At 37.6% G+C, this 13,767-nt stretch carries 15 protein-coding genes; all 15 read right to left on the bottom strand.

Annotated elements, in window-relative coordinates; translation table 11 throughout:
- Positions 1-22 precede the first annotated feature (22 nt).
- The gene (locus ACFIK1_RS01770) at positions 23-316 is read right to left on the bottom strand and encodes a YggT family protein (RefSeq protein ID WP_375633909.1); all 294 of its coding nucleotides are present in this window, start codon (positions 314-316) and stop codon (positions 23-25) included.
- Positions 317-643: 327 nt separating this feature from the next.
- On the bottom strand, positions 644-1,204 hold the full coding sequence (locus tag ACFIK1_RS01775) for an invasion associated locus B family protein (RefSeq protein WP_375633907.1): 561 nt from the start codon (positions 1,202-1,204) through the stop codon (positions 644-646).
- Positions 1,205-1,303: 99 nt separating this feature from the next.
- Positions 1,304-1,831, bottom strand: a complete 528-nt coding sequence (locus tag ACFIK1_RS01780) for an RNA pyrophosphohydrolase (protein ID WP_375611860.1) — start codon at positions 1,829-1,831, stop codon at positions 1,304-1,306.
- Positions 1,832-1,870: 39 nt separating this feature from the next.
- Complete coding sequence (locus ACFIK1_RS01785; protein ID WP_273790634.1) at positions 1,871-3,181, bottom strand: S41 family peptidase; 1,311 nt, start codon at positions 3,179-3,181, stop codon at positions 1,871-1,873.
- Positions 3,171-4,412, bottom strand: coding sequence for a murein hydrolase activator EnvC family protein (locus ACFIK1_RS01790; RefSeq protein ID WP_375661952.1), 1,242 nt, complete (start codon positions 4,410-4,412; stop codon positions 3,171-3,173). The genes ACFIK1_RS01785 and ACFIK1_RS01790 overlap by 11 nt, the downstream gene beginning before the upstream one ends.
- A 133-nt stretch (positions 4,413-4,545) precedes the next feature.
- The gene (gene rlmH, locus ACFIK1_RS01795) at positions 4,546-5,028 is read right to left on the bottom strand and encodes a 23S rRNA (pseudouridine(1915)-N(3))-methyltransferase RlmH (RefSeq protein WP_375661941.1); all 483 of its coding nucleotides are present in this window, start codon (positions 5,026-5,028) and stop codon (positions 4,546-4,548) included.
- A gap of 1 nt (position 5,029) precedes the next feature.
- Complete coding sequence (gene rsfS / locus ACFIK1_RS01800; protein ID WP_375661942.1) at positions 5,030-5,416, bottom strand: ribosome silencing factor; 387 nt, start codon at positions 5,414-5,416, stop codon at positions 5,030-5,032.
- A gap of 109 nt (positions 5,417-5,525) precedes the next feature.
- Positions 5,526-6,119 carry a nicotinate-nucleotide adenylyltransferase gene (locus ACFIK1_RS01805; RefSeq protein ID WP_375661943.1) on the bottom strand — a complete coding sequence of 198 codons (594 nt, stop codon included), beginning with the start codon at positions 6,117-6,119 and terminating at the stop codon, positions 5,526-5,528.
- Positions 6,120-6,148: 29 nt separating this feature from the next.
- The gene (locus ACFIK1_RS01810) at positions 6,149-7,405 is read right to left on the bottom strand and encodes a glutamate-5-semialdehyde dehydrogenase (RefSeq protein ID WP_375661944.1); all 1,257 of its coding nucleotides are present in this window, start codon (positions 7,403-7,405) and stop codon (positions 6,149-6,151) included.
- 45 nt (positions 7,406-7,450) lie between these two features.
- Positions 7,451-8,590, bottom strand: coding sequence for a glutamate 5-kinase (gene proB / locus ACFIK1_RS01815; RefSeq protein ID WP_375661945.1), 1,140 nt, complete (start codon positions 8,588-8,590; stop codon positions 7,451-7,453).
- 1 nt (position 8,591) lies between these two features.
- Positions 8,592-9,617 (bottom strand): GTPase ObgE, encoded by a 1,026-nt coding sequence (gene obgE / locus ACFIK1_RS01820; protein WP_375661946.1) that lies wholly within the window; start codon positions 9,615-9,617, stop codon positions 8,592-8,594.
- A gap of 150 nt (positions 9,618-9,767) precedes the next feature.
- Positions 9,768-10,514 carry an RlmE family RNA methyltransferase gene (locus ACFIK1_RS01825; RefSeq protein ID WP_375634604.1) on the bottom strand — a complete coding sequence of 249 codons (747 nt, stop codon included), beginning with the start codon at positions 10,512-10,514 and terminating at the stop codon, positions 9,768-9,770.
- Positions 10,515-10,543: 29 nt separating this feature from the next.
- Positions 10,544-11,854, bottom strand: coding sequence for a Ppx/GppA phosphatase family protein (locus ACFIK1_RS01830; protein WP_375661947.1), 1,311 nt, complete (start codon positions 11,852-11,854; stop codon positions 10,544-10,546).
- Between the two features lie 909 nt (positions 11,855-12,763).
- Complete coding sequence (locus ACFIK1_RS01835; RefSeq protein WP_375661948.1) at positions 12,764-13,366, bottom strand: invasion associated locus B family protein; 603 nt, start codon at positions 13,364-13,366, stop codon at positions 12,764-12,766.
- Positions 13,363-13,767, bottom strand: a 405-nt coding sequence (locus ACFIK1_RS01840) for a YadA-like family protein (RefSeq protein WP_375661949.1), incomplete at its 5' end; no start/stop codon positions are given. The genes ACFIK1_RS01840 and ACFIK1_RS01835, both read right to left, overlap by 4 nt.

Below are 13,767 nucleotides of genomic sequence, written 5' to 3' on the forward strand. Positions count from 1 at the left end.
GTATTCGCCTCAAGTAATATTTCTATAAATACATGTTTGCGTAAACGCGCCACATGAAAGTACGAATAAAATAAATAATAATAAAAACTATAATAGGTGAAATATCAATTGTTCCAAAATTTGGTAAAATTTGCCGGATACGGCTTAGAATGGGATTTGTAAGACGATATAGAAAGCTTCCTATCAAAACAACAAAGCGATTGCGCGAATTTATGATATTAAAGACATAAAGCCAAGAAAAAATGACACTAGCGATTAAAATATCAATATAAATCTCAAAAATCAAATCAATCGTTCGAAGCAATGCATAAATCATGCGTCATCCCTTTCAATCAAGGAAACAGAAGAGCGTATAGAAAACCTTCATTAAAGCAGGTCTGTGTATCAAAAAATGGTTTTATATTTCAATACTCTTTTTTCTTGAATAAAAACCAGACATCTAAATTCTTCATCTCTCTATTTAATGACGATGCAGTTAGAAAACAAATATCAAAATTAAAAATAGCACATAAAATAGAAGAAACAGCAAAAAATCTGAATATTCCTTAATAGGATTAATCTTAAATCTCATCGTTTTAATTATTAATTATAAAAAACAAACAAACTAAAAGCGGCCTTTTAAAGTCCGCTTTTAGTTTTAAAATTATTTCTGCAAAGCAGTCAAACGATTAAGAGCACTGCTAAAACCATCTAGCTGAACAAATAAATCATTCAAAGCTGGTTCACCTGCAGCAGCAATTGTCATCGCCAACTTTAACTTTTTTCCAGAACGTAAAGCTGCTACGTGATTTTTGTCAAAAACGACAGGAACCACACAACCTGCTGGTACACAAGTCCGGATACCGGTTTCGATAACAGCTTTTCCCTCATCAACTTGTAAACGAACAGGCTTAGAAACCAAAATGCCAAAAGGAACTGTTAAATTACCAGATACAACACCCTCAGCATCGAGAGTAAGGCCCATAGCCACAACAACACGCCCCTGCTCATTCACTTCTTGACGGTGCATAAAACAAATTCTTTTCCCTTCTTGTATACCACAGTTAATAGTCCACAAACCGTAGGTTTCAGTCAAAGAAGAAGCTCCATTTGGCAATGTCGCTGCCGCATCTTTTGATGCAGGAGGCTTTGAACTTGTTGCAAATGCAACAGATGAAATACTCAAGAGAGTAAAAACTATAAGTAAATTAAATAACTTTTTCATTTTATATTCCTGTTCTTTACATAAAAGATAAACATGTTTATTATTTATTATAATATAAAGCATCTTAATAAAAAAAGCTTTCTCATAATCATATAGCTTTTATAATGGTCTAAGGCTACCTCGAAATTCGCTGACAACTTTCGTATAAACGTGCTTTTTAAAAGAAACAGCAATCAACGGAAGGGTTTCTAGATCAATCCATTTCCATTGATCGAATTCCGCTTTATTGCCATCTGGTGGCGGATTAATCGCAATTTCAGAAAGCTTTCCTGTAAACTGGAAAGCAAACCATTTTTGTATTTGCCCACGATATTTATTTGTTAATGTGCACCCAATAAGTTCTTGTGGAAAATCATAATGGAACCAATTTTGTGCTTCTTTAATCAACTTTACAGATCGAATACCCGTTTCTTCATAAAGTTCACGATATGCCGCATCTAATGGTTTTTCATCTTCATCAATCCCTCCTTGAGGAAGCTGCCAACGATGAGATATGTCAATATCTGCATCTGCATGAATGGGCATCATTAAACGACGCCCAACCCACACTTTCCCCTCATGATTAAAGACAACAATCCCAACACATTTGCGATATGGAAGAATCTTCAAATTAATATCTGCATCCATTTAATATTCCTCAAAATCGCAAGCTATAGATATCAATTCTCACTTTAACACATCCTTATTGGGATCTGGTGGAAATGCTGCATTTGCCATTTCACCTCGTAACAGTTTATAGGCCTCATTCAATTGAATATCATCTTTAGGGTCTTTGGGAACAAAAGCAGCTGAACCAGATCCTTTATTACTTTCTCGTTTTCCTTTGATATGTCCTTTTAATGCAGACTCACCAACTTTTACATCATAACCTTTATATTTTTCAGGAAGTGGTTGCTCTACAATAATATCAGGCGTAATCCCTGTTCCTTGAATAGAAGTGCCTGATGGCGTGTAATAAAGTGCTGTTGTTAAGCGTAAAGCCCCATTTTCACCCAAAGGAATAATTGTTTGAACAGATCCTTTACCAAAAGACTGCGTCCCTAAAATTGTTGCACGACGATGATCTTGCAATGCACCCGCAACAATTTCAGAAGCACTTGCTGAACCACCATTAATAAGAACAATGAGCGGTTTTCCATTGATGACATCACCTGGCTTCGCATCAAATCTTGTCACATCACTCTTTTTGCGCCCACGAGTTGACACAATTTCACCTTTATTGAGAAAAGCACTCGAAACATTAACAGCTTGATCTAAAAGCCCACCCGGATTAAGCCGCAAATCAAGGACGTAACCTTTTAGCTTATCTTCAGGAATTTTAGATTGGATATCTTTAATTGCCGCTAGAAGATTATTTAATGTCTGTTCAGAAAACTGGATAACTCTTAAATATCCAATATCACCCTCAACCCGATATTTCACCGCTTTTACTTTGATAATATCACGAACAATCTTCACTTCAAATGGCTTATCAACGCCAGAACGAATAATTGTTAAGGTAATTGGTGTTCCAGGAGCACCTCGCATCTTATTAACAGCTTCATTCAATGTTTGACCATTCGTTTGTACATCATCAATTTTTGAAATAAGGTCTCCTGCTAGAATACCTGCTTTTGAAGCGGGAGTATCATCCATTGGTGAAACAACTTTAATTAAGTTTTTTTCCATAGTGACCTCAATACCAAGACCTCCGAACTCTCCTTTCGTAGAATCCCGCATATCCTTGGCTTCTTCAGCATTCAAATAAGATGAATGAGGGTCCAGTGATGTGAGCATGCCATTGATAGCATTTTCAATAAGCTTTTTATCATCTGGAACTGTAACGTATTGCATACGCACACGCTCAAAAACATCGCCAAATATAGCTAGCTTTTTATATGCATTATCTTCATTATTCGCAGCAACAGACTGCACCATAATCATTGAACAGGCGCCGAGCAATACCCCAGCGACCAAAAGAATAACTTTACGAATCATTTTGGCTCCTTCTTATTTTTTCAGTCTGCCACCAAGGAGTTGGATTTACAGGTTTTCCCTGCTTTCTAAACTCAATGTAAAGCATTGGAGAAGTTTTTCCTATATCCAATGCAACACTGTTTGAAATAAATTGCATCTCCATTATACCCAGAGGCTCACCTGAAAGAACAAACTGCCCCTGTTTTACATTAATTCTCGACATTCCAGTAAGAATGATATGATAACCATTTCCAACATTGAGAATGATTAAATGTCCGTAAGAACGAAATGGCCCAGCAAAAGCAACAAAAGCATCCACAGGTGAAATAACAACAGCTCCTGACTCTGTTTCTATCGTTTCACCAAAGCGCGTAATCTGCGAACTTTTGTTAGAGTGATGTATTCTTTTTCCTGAAACAGGAAAAAGTAAAGAACCTTTTCGGCTTTCAAAATTGGACTGTTCTAACAATTGTAAACTTTTCCGTACCTGTACTGATGCATCAGAGCTAAGTTTTGACTGACGATCGAGCTCTAAAATCAATTCTTCCAAAGACTGCGCTTTTTTAGCAAGAGCAATATTTTTTTGTTGCTGTTCTGTAAGTTCTTTTTCTGATTTTTTTTGTAGTTTGTTTTTTTGGTCTAATAAAAGCTCTAGACGTTTTCGCTGCTCTGCTTGATTTTGCAGTTTTGTCTTTAATGCCGTATATTCCGTAGTAATGGAATTACTCAAATTGGTCAACTCCTTGAGTTCCCCTTTTAAATCTCGTGTTTTCTCTTGCATCTGAGGAATAACAGTACCTAATAAAACAGAACTACGTATAGAAGCCAACGCGTCCTCTGGCTGCATCATAAGAGCAGGAGGCGGATTCAATCCCATACGTTCCAAAATTGCAAGAACTTCCGCAAATTCAGCACGACGATTTTTTAAACTTTGATAGACTTGTACCCGCTTTTCTATCATTTTTTTAAGCTTTTCTTCCCTTTTAGCAATATCATCTGCTACTATACGTTCTTCTTTAGCCGCCTTTATGAGTGCATCACTCAAAACACGTTGATCTTTTTTTAAATGCTCAACTTGATGCATAAGAAAAATAACACGCTCACGCGAAAATGAAATATTTTGGCGAATTTCTCCCAATTCTTTATGTACTTCCGTACTCCTCATTTCTTCCGCATGCGATACAGAAAAGCAAAAAAACATACTCAAGAGCAGAATGACAAATATGACGCACTCCTCATATAAATATAGCATCTTTCTATGAAGAAGCTTTTTCATTTGCAAAAACCATGACACCTCATCGTATACATTAGAGATGCTTTAAATGGTGTCAGCTAAAACAATATTAATAAACATATAAATAAGTGCTAAAAATTGAACAAAAATATTAAAAACGATGATACGGATGATTATTTTCAATTGTTACAGCGCGGTAAAGTTGTTCTGTAAGAAGAATACGTGCAATTTGATGTGGCCACGTCATCAAACCAAAAGATAAAAGAAAATCAGCATGCTTCCTTATTTGTTCATTATGCCCATCAGGTCCTCCCAAAGCGATGACGACATCTCGAATGCCCTCATCACGATAACACCTCAATTTTTCAGAAAAAGAAGTTGAAGAAATCGATTCTCCACGCTCATCTAACACAATTAATCGACATTTTTCAGGTAAAAATTCAATAAGTTTTCTCCCCTCTTCCTCCATACGTTGACAAACTGTTTGAGCACGACTTTCTGGTATCTCTTGTAACTTTTTTAAATGAAAGCCCACATCTCCAGAAATTTTAGAAAAACGATCCAAATAATGCTGAACTAGTTTTTGCTCCGCCCCACTTTTCATACGACCAACCGCAAAAACAGAAATTTGCATTTTAATGATCTCCGAAGAGAAGCAAAGCCGTATCGTTTAAATCCGGCGTCATCCATATTTTTTCTAAATTATAAAAAAGACGAATTTCTGGACGAAAAAGATGAATGATAATATCACCTGTATCAATCAATACCCAGTCACCTCCAGCAAGCCCTTCTACACGCACAAGCCCCTGCCCACTATCTTTCCAAGTATGTAATAAATGATCAGCAACAGACGATACATGACGCTGCGAATTTGCTGAAGCTATGACCATATAATCAGCCAAAGATGACTTCCCTCGAATATCAATAGCAACAATATCTTCTGCTTTTGTATCTTCTAAACTCTTGAGAATAACTTCAAGACTCTCACTCACAGAAAAAACTTTTTTTTCTTTTGAAGGCATAATTTCATAAGAGTGTTTGTGTGCAACGTTTTTCAGATCAATATCCTTTCTTATCGTTGTGGAATCTAAAAGAGACTTCTCTAAAGAGAAGCAGAATCTTATGAAATGTTCAAGAAAAATCATTTTTCTTCAAACGAAGGTTTGTTGAAGATTGAAAAGATAAAGGTCCATGCAAATAAGTCCAAACTGGTGGCTTGATAAAAGGTAATCGCTTACTTTCTCTCTCATCCAAACGAAAACGGCGATAAATATGTGCCATAGGAGAAGAAAGTGCTGACCGATTGCCTAAAGGACGATCAATAATCGCAATAGGAAGCATAGAGACGATATCATGCCATCGATACCAATGATGTATCGTCGCAAAACTATCTGCCCCCATAATCCATACAAAATTTACGCCACTGTAATGGGTAAGAATATGAAAAATCGTATCTACTGATACTTTGCTCCCTATAGCCTGTTCAAAACCTGTTAAGCGAATTTTTGGATGGTCAATAAGTTTAAAACTTAATTGCATTCTCTCCTCTAAAGAGAGCAACTGTGTGCAATCCTTTAAAGGATTTCCTGGAGTGATCATCCACCATAACTGATCAAGATACAAACGCCGAATGGCAATTTTTGCAACAAGAAGATGCCCCGCATGCGGTGGATTAAAGGAACCACCAAAAAGACCCACAACATTAGATCTTTCAACATGTGGCATACAATTTTTCCATGGAAAAAATAGTGTTCTCAAGCTCTAACCTGACCATTTCCTTTAACGTGATATTGAAATGATGTTAGCTGTTCAACACCTATGGGACCACGTGCATGCATTTTTCCTGTTGCGATACCAATTTCCATTCCAAAACCAAATTCACCTCCATCAGCAAATTGTGTAGATGCATTGTGCAGCAAAATAGCTGAATCTAAATGATTAAAAAAATTCTTCACCACTTCCAAATCCTCAGCAATAATCGATTCCGTATGTCCTGATGAATAACGCTTGATATGAGCAATGGCTCCCTCAACACCCTCAACCGTTTTAACAGAAAGAATAGCATCAAGATATTCATGCGACCAATCTTCTTCAGAAGCTAATTTGACATCTGGCATAAGAAAAACAATATCTTCTGTGGCGCGAATTTCACATCCCTTCTCCTGTAAAGCAGTTAAAACAGGAAGAAACTTTTTTAATGCTTGGCTGTCAATGAGAACTGTCTCAACAGCACCGCATATCCCTGTTCGCCGCAGCTTTGCATTTAAAACAATATTGCGTGCCATATTTAAATCTGCCGATTTATCAATATAAATATGACAAAGTCCCTCCAAATGAGCAAAAATTGGAACACGTGCATCAGACTGAACGCGGGCAACAAGGCTCTTTCCACCACGTGGTACGATCACATCAATCGCTCCATCCAATCCTTTGAGCATTTCCCCAACGGCAGCACGATCTGTCGTTCCAACCATTTGGATAGCATCTTTGGGTAAACCAGAGCGCTCTAAACCTTGTACCAAAGCTAAATGAAGAGCATGAGAAGAATGAAAGCTATCCGAACCACCGCGCAAAATCGCAGCATTACCTGCTTTTAAGCACAAAGAACTCGCATCAACTGTAACATTGGGACGACTTTCATAAATAATGCCAATCACACCAAGAGGTGTTCGTACACGACTTATATGAAGCCCATTTGGACGCGTCCATTCATCCATCACTTGTCCAACAGGATCAGATAAACGAGCAACTTGGCGAACACTGTCTATCATTGCACGTAAACGCAAGTCATCTAATTTTAGCCGATCAATTATTGCAGCTTTCAAATTATTCTGAGCAGCATTCTCTAAATCTTGACAATTCGCCCGTAAAATTTCATCTGACTGAGCCTCTAGACTTAAAGCGATCATTTCTAATGCATTATTCTTTTGCTCAGAAGAAGCAACGGCCAACGCTGCAGCGGCATAGCGTGCTTTTTGTCCCATATCTTTCATTTGTTCTTCTAAAGTCATCGTATTATCCACTCTGCGAAAACAATAAAAACAAAAGTAACTTTTTTAAACAGAATTGATCAAGCAACGTACAATCATATCATTACGATGCACCATAGCAGAGCGGGCCTCATACCCAAGAATAGCTTCAATTTCTTCACTTTTATGTCCTATAATGCGTACAGCCTCATCTTTGTCATAGCTTACAAGTCCACGCGCAATCTCAACCCCATCTGTACCAACAATTGCAACCGTATCCCCACGCTGGAAATTTCCCTCAACGCCAATAACCCCTGCTGCTAATAACGATTTTCCTGTTTCAAGAGCCCTAATGGCTCCTTGATCAATCGTTAAAACACCAGATGGATCTAAATGACCAGAAATCCATGTTTTCCAAGCATTGACAGATTTCTTACTTGCCGCAAAAAAACTCTTGCGTTCACCTTTGTCAATTGCTGCAAGGGGATTCATACGCTTGCCTGAAGTAATAATCATCGCCGTTCCAGCAGCATTAGCTATCTTTCCAGCATCAAGCTTGGTCTTCATTCCTCCCCTTGAAAACTCTGAAGCAGCAACATCTGCCATTTTTTCGATATCATGCGTAATGGATGCAACAAAAGGTATAAATTCAGCCGTTGGATCACCATGGGGAGACTTTGTATAAAGACCATCAATATCAGATAAAAGTATTAAAAGATCTGCCCCCATCATTGTTGCCACACGTGCAGCTAAACGATCATTATCACCATAACGAATTTCATTTGTCGCAACAGTATCATTCTCATTAATAACAGGTACTGCTCTAAAACGTAAAAGTACATTAATCGTCGCACGTGCATTGAGATAACGCCTTCGCTCTTCCGTATCAAATAAAGTGAGCAAAATTTGACCCGTTTTGAGCCCATGTTGAGCAAGCGCATCACCATAGGTTTTAGCTAACTCAATTTGCCCCAAAGCAGCACATGCCTGACTTTCTTCCAATTTCAAAGCCCCCTTAGGAAGCTGTAGCAATGTCCTTCCTAAAGCAATAGCGCCTGAAGACACCAACAATATCTCTACGCCTTTTTTGTGCAATTCAACAACATCACTAATCAAGCTGTTAAGCCATTCAACCCGCAAACCTGTCTGAGGATCAACCAAAAGGGCAGATCCAATCTTGACCACAATACGTTTATAGTGTGTAAGTTTTTGCGATCCAACAGCCATCTCAATCAACCTTGCTATCCCCACTAATCTCCTCTTTGCGTGACATTTCAATAATATGTGCACCAGCACGCAGCACATTTTCTAAACCTTCGCGGCTAACCGCAGAAAACATCATAACAGGTTGATCCGTTACTTTTTGCAAAGCTTCCTGTTTTGTTTTACGCTCTTCAATCGTTAGCGTATCTATCTGGCTTAAAGCAACAATTTCAGTTTTATCACTTAGATTATTTCCATATGCCTCAAGTTCATGACGCACAATTTGATATGCTTTTGCAACATCTTCTTCTTGAGCAGAAATCAAATGAAGGAGGACACGACAACGTTCCACATGTCCTAAAAAACGGTCTCCAATTCCCACCCCTTCATGGGCTCCTTCGATTAACCCCGGAATATCAGCCAAAACAAATTCACGACCATCAATTCGTACAACACCAAGATGAGGATGTAGAGTAGTAAAAGGATAATCTGCAACTTTTGGCTTTGCCGCCGTTACAGAAGCTAAAAAAGTTGATTTTCCGGCATTTGGTAAACCAACAAGCCCCGCATCAGCAATTAACTTCAAACGAAGCCATATTGCACGCTCTTCTCCAGCCAAACCTGGATTTGCACGACGCGGTGCCCGATTTGTCGATGTTGTAAAGTGAAGATTGCCAAAACCGCCATTCCCTCCTTTTGCAAGGCGATAGCGCTGTCCCACTTCCGTTAAATCACATATTAACGTTGTATTATCTTCTTCAAAAATTTGCGTCCCAACCGGAACTTTAAGGATGACATCATCACCCTTCTCACCCGTCATATTACGCCCCTTGCCATGTCCCCCTGTTTTTGCTTTAAAATGCTGTTGGTAGCGATAATCAATCAGCGTGTTAAGCCCATCAACAACAAGAGCCCAGACATCACCACCCCGTCCTCCATTCCCTCCATCAGGCCCCCCAAATTCTATGAATTTTTCACGGCGAAATGATACTGCTCCAGAACCTCCATTACCAGAACGAATATAAACTTTAGCTTGATCAAGAAATTTCATTGGAAACACTCACTGAGGAATCAATCTCTCTACCTCTATAGGCAATACATTAATTTTACCAGTTTTTCATCATTGATAACAGAAAAACTGTCGCTATCGCTGATAACTCTTTGAGAAAAAAATCATCACATTTAAATAGGTTAAGTAAAGTTAAGTCTTCTTAAAAGAAGGTGCTATTCTTGTATTTTTTCCCTTAAATTCAAGCGCTAGAAGATAAAGCTCTACTGATTCTGATCGGCTTGCGGGTGGTTTAACATGGTAGACTTTTTTAAAATGCTGTTTTAATCTTGCAAGAAGAGTGTTTTCTGCTCCCCCTTGAAAAGCCTTTACTAAAAAATATCCCCCAGGCTTGAGAACCGAAAGAGCAAAATCAGCCGCAACTTCACATAAATAAATCGTTCTTAAATGATCCGTCTGACGATGACCTGTTGTTGGCGCTGCCATATCAGAAAGAACCACATCCGGTTTTGTCCCTAAAGTTTCAATTAATTTCTGCTGTGCATCTGTATGCAAAAAATCCATTTCCAACATGGCAACTCTAGGTAATGGATCAACATGTAAATAATCAATACCAACAACGCTAGGATCTTCATCACTTGACCCTACTATACGCTCAGCCACCTGACACCAACCCCCAGGTGCTGCTCCTAGATCAATAACCTTTTGACCTTTTTTCAAAAACCTATAGCGCTCATTAATTTCAATGAGTTTATAAGCCGCACGCGAACGATAACCATCTACTTTTGATTGATGGACATAAGGATCATTCAGATGCCTCTCTAACCATCGTCGTGATGAAGCTTTAATGGTTCCTGCTTTCTTTTTTACGCGCTGATATAATTCATGTGACCCTGAGCCTCCATAGCCACCTCTCGGTGTTTTTGTTATTTTTTTCATCGTTATTCATTGTCTCCATATTTAATTCTCTAACGCTTGAAATCTCTGCTCTTTCTATGACGACACCATACTCCATCGCGTAACATCAGCTCTATCAAAATTCCTTCCCTTAATCCACGATCAGCAACTCTTAAACGCTGACTTGGCCAAACTTCCCGAATAACATCTAAAATTGCACAACCAGCTAAAACTAAATCTGCTCTCTCGCGTCCAATAAAAGGACTTATGACACGTTTTTCTATATCCCATGATAATAGGCGTTGTGTCATAAGTGTAATGTCTGCATCATTCATCCAAATGCCATCCACTTTTTTCCTATCATAACGCTCTAAATTAAGATACATTCCTGCTAAAGTTGTAACCGTACCGGAGGTTCCCAAAAGATGAAACTTCGAACCTTGTGCTAACTCTCCTAATTTATGACGATCTGAAAAATTATTTAATAACCCTCGCACATAACTTTTCATTTTTTCAAAATCGTCTAAGCTAATATCATTCCCTCCAAAACGTTCAGCAAGCGTAACAACACCAACAGGAAGAGAAGTCCAAGCGATAATTTGTCGAGCTAAACGAAAAGAACGCTTTTGAGAAACATCAAGTAGCACAATTTCTGATGATCCTCCTCCAATATCAAAAAGCACAATTGCGTCAGTATTTGGTTCAACAAGTGTACTACACCCTGTAACAGCAAAACGCGCTTCTGTTTGCCGATCAACAATTTCCAATTCAAGACCTGTCTCCTCCAAAACACGCTGAATAAAATGTCTACCATTTTCTGCAGAACGACAAGCTTCCGTTGCAATCAAGCGATAACGCTTAATATGCCTTTGTTTTAGCTTTAAATGACAAATCTTTAATGCTTCAATCGCACGATCCATAGCTTGTGTATTAAGAAAACCGTTATTTATTAAACCTTCTCCCAATCGTACAATACGAGAAAAAGCATCAACAACACGAAAATATCCAGGTTTACTGGGAGATGCGATAAGAAGACGACAATTATTTGTTCCGAGATCAAGTGCCGCATAAAGAGGTGGAGATTTTACTGAATGGAACCGTCGAAGAAAAGGTGCTTTGAGTTTTTTTGTTTTTTGAGCACCTATCATTATCTGACTATGAAACTCAAAAGCTGCCTCAGATTGAACAAAAATCTGTTTCTGTTCATAATGTTTTTTTCTCTGTTGTCTCTTTATATCAACAAGGACAGAATATGCCTCTGTTCGTGACAATGCAGAATGATTATTTGTATTACTACCGCACTGATCATACAACTGATCTGCTTTGGTATCGTATATTTCTCCTCGCTTCAACTCTTTTGAACCATAATTTAACGGGGTCATTTCCCTTATCCCTTGAGCGTTCCCCCCAATAAATAAACGCGAAAACTCTTCTGCTCATTTCTAAATAAAGCAATAATGCAGCATCAAATGATAAATACAAGAAATCACTCTTTCTTTTCCTATCATTAAAATTTTCTACACTAGCATCATTCAGATTTTTGTATAATCTTTCGGTTGTTTCCGTAAAATCATGTTTCTCTTTATGAACTTAAAACTATAAATTAATCGTTTACGTTCACATCAATTTTTATAAATTATGCTCTTTTCTTTATACCATTTACACGGAGCACACCTCTATTGTAACAAACCTACACTATCATACTATTTGCTGACTCTTAAGGTTACAACAACCTATACATTAGTACGGTTTATAAGAAAAATTTTTTTAATCTCGTTATCCACACACGAGCCTCGTTTGTTATATGCAATGAAATAGCTTTGATTATGCTGAAATAAAAGTTCTGTAGTACCACAAACTGCAATTACAATAGCTGTTATTTTGTGAATACCAATAAAAACTATCGTTCAAAAAAATCTCTAGAATTATAAATTTATCTGAAAAATATTAATGCATAATCAGACCGCTTTAAAAATCCATTTGAAGCTTAAAAAAAGAATTTAGTCTACTCATTATTGTAAGGAATAAATCGAGTATTTCTAATCTTTTTTACTTTTAATAACTAACGAAATCATTCTTTAAGCATTATGGAAAACACTAACTTGATTTTCTATTACATATAAAGAACTTACTGTAACTTTATATTCATAAAACTCTCACTCTTTCCAACAAATCACCTCGATATCATATTATATAAAACTTCTTACTTATTTGACCTTATAATTTACACTCAGAAATATAATACAACAATTTATGGAAAAATGACTCTTGTTAAAAATACTCGATGGATTCTAAGGACGGAAAGAATTAAGTGCTGCATTTAACCCTTTAAATGGTACAGTAAAAGAAAATACCTTACCTTCTTTAGTTTTATAGGAAATACGTACCTTATTGTTCTGCTCTATTTGTTTAGTCAAAACCGGACCTACAGGTGATTGTGCCAAACAAACCGTTTCATTACATTGCGTATAATTAATAAGAACAGGTTTTTTAACACCTTTTACAAACATTTGAATCGGAACATTTATATCAGAATTTGGCAATGTTCGAAAAAGCATCACTGCTTGACCACTTGTCGTAGAAACAAGAGACCAACTAAAAATGGTATTTCCTTCTTGATCATGAACCGTCTGTGTCACATTACATATACCTTGCTTATGTTTCAGCTTTTGTTTTTCGTCACAAATCAAAGTCCAATCATAAAACTGCATAATAATTCGACGTGTTTCGCCAGGTTCTCCCTTAGGTATCGATAAGCGCGGTGGATGCACTGTATAAATATTATTGTTCTCGTTGGCAAAGCTTTCGCTCTTGCCTATTAAGGCAAGAGCAAACAGAACCTTTACTAACATACTTCTCGTTTTTACAATAACAGCTATTTTTTCTATTATCATCTCAACCTCAGAGTAATTCCAGCGCCTATTCCCCAATGACCTCCAGCACTTGTCACAGATACATTCGAGCGAATATTTCCATCTTCAGATGTATAACCAGCACCAATAGCAAACGCAGATTGACTGCGCCATAAACCACTCCCAAATGAAACACTTAAAGATCCTGGTATATCATAGTAACGTAAGTTGGACACCGCTAGACCAATAGCAGCAGCTTGTCTTGCTTCCTTGCGAACATCCTCAACAGCATAATTCAATGTCTCAAACTTCATATCCGTATAGGATTTCGACTCGTTAACAGCATCATTGACAAGACCACTAACTTTCTCATCCGTATACTTATTGGCATCTTCAAGAACTATCTTCATCTGCTCTTCAGTATAATCATGCAACTGACCACC

Origin of the sequence: Bartonella sp. OC16QHHD, assembly GCF_042194035.1 — a bacterium.
Classification (GTDB): Bacteria; Pseudomonadota; Alphaproteobacteria; order Rhizobiales; family Rhizobiaceae; genus Bartonella.

What these genes read in the sequence shown, in the direction of transcription:
- ACFIK1_RS01805 (WP_375661943.1), bottom strand. Translation starts at nt 6,119, where the DNA reads ATGCCACATGTTGAAAGATCTAATGTTGTGGGTCTTTTTGGTGGTTCC.
- ACFIK1_RS01830 (WP_375661947.1), bottom strand. Translation starts at nt 11,854, where the DNA reads ATGACCCCGTTAAATTATGGTTCAAAAGAGTTGAAGCGAGGAGAAATA.
- ACFIK1_RS01780 (WP_375611860.1), bottom strand. Translation starts at nt 1,831, where the DNA reads ATGGATGCAGATATTAATTTGAAGATTCTTCCATATCGCAAATGTGTT.
- ACFIK1_RS01770 (WP_375633909.1), bottom strand. Translation starts at nt 316, where the DNA reads ATGATTTATGCATTGCTTCGAACGATTGATTTGATTTTTGAGATTTAT.
- ACFIK1_RS01775 (WP_375633907.1), bottom strand. Translation starts at nt 1,204, where the DNA reads ATGAAAAAGTTATTTAATTTACTTATAGTTTTTACTCTCTTGAGTATT.
- ACFIK1_RS01790 (WP_375661952.1), bottom strand. Translation starts at nt 4,412, where the DNA reads ATGCTATATTTATATGAGGAGTGCGTCATATTTGTCATTCTGCTCTTG.
- rsfS (WP_375661942.1), bottom strand. Translation starts at nt 5,416, where the DNA reads ATGCCTTCAAAAGAAAAAAAAGTTTTTTCTGTGAGTGAGAGTCTTGAA.
- ACFIK1_RS01810 (WP_375661944.1), bottom strand. Translation starts at nt 7,405, where the DNA reads ATGACTTTAGAAGAACAAATGAAAGATATGGGACAAAAAGCACGCTAT.
- ACFIK1_RS01825 (WP_375634604.1), bottom strand. Translation starts at nt 10,514, where the DNA reads ATGAAAAAAATAACAAAAACACCGAGAGGTGGCTATGGAGGCTCAGGG.
- ACFIK1_RS01785 (WP_273790634.1), bottom strand. Translation starts at nt 3,181, where the DNA reads ATGATTCGTAAAGTTATTCTTTTGGTCGCTGGGGTATTGCTCGGCGCC.
- obgE (WP_375661946.1), bottom strand. Translation starts at nt 9,617, where the DNA reads ATGAAATTTCTTGATCAAGCTAAAGTTTATATTCGTTCTGGTAATGGA.
- proB (WP_375661945.1), bottom strand. Translation starts at nt 8,590, where the DNA reads ATGGCTGTTGGATCGCAAAAACTTACACACTATAAACGTATTGTGGTC.
- ACFIK1_RS01835 (WP_375661948.1), bottom strand. Translation starts at nt 13,366, where the DNA reads ATGATAATAGAAAAAATAGCTGTTATTGTAAAAACGAGAAGTATGTTA.
- rlmH (WP_375661941.1), bottom strand. Translation starts at nt 5,028, where the DNA reads ATGCAAATTTCTGTTTTTGCGGTTGGTCGTATGAAAAGTGGGGCGGAG.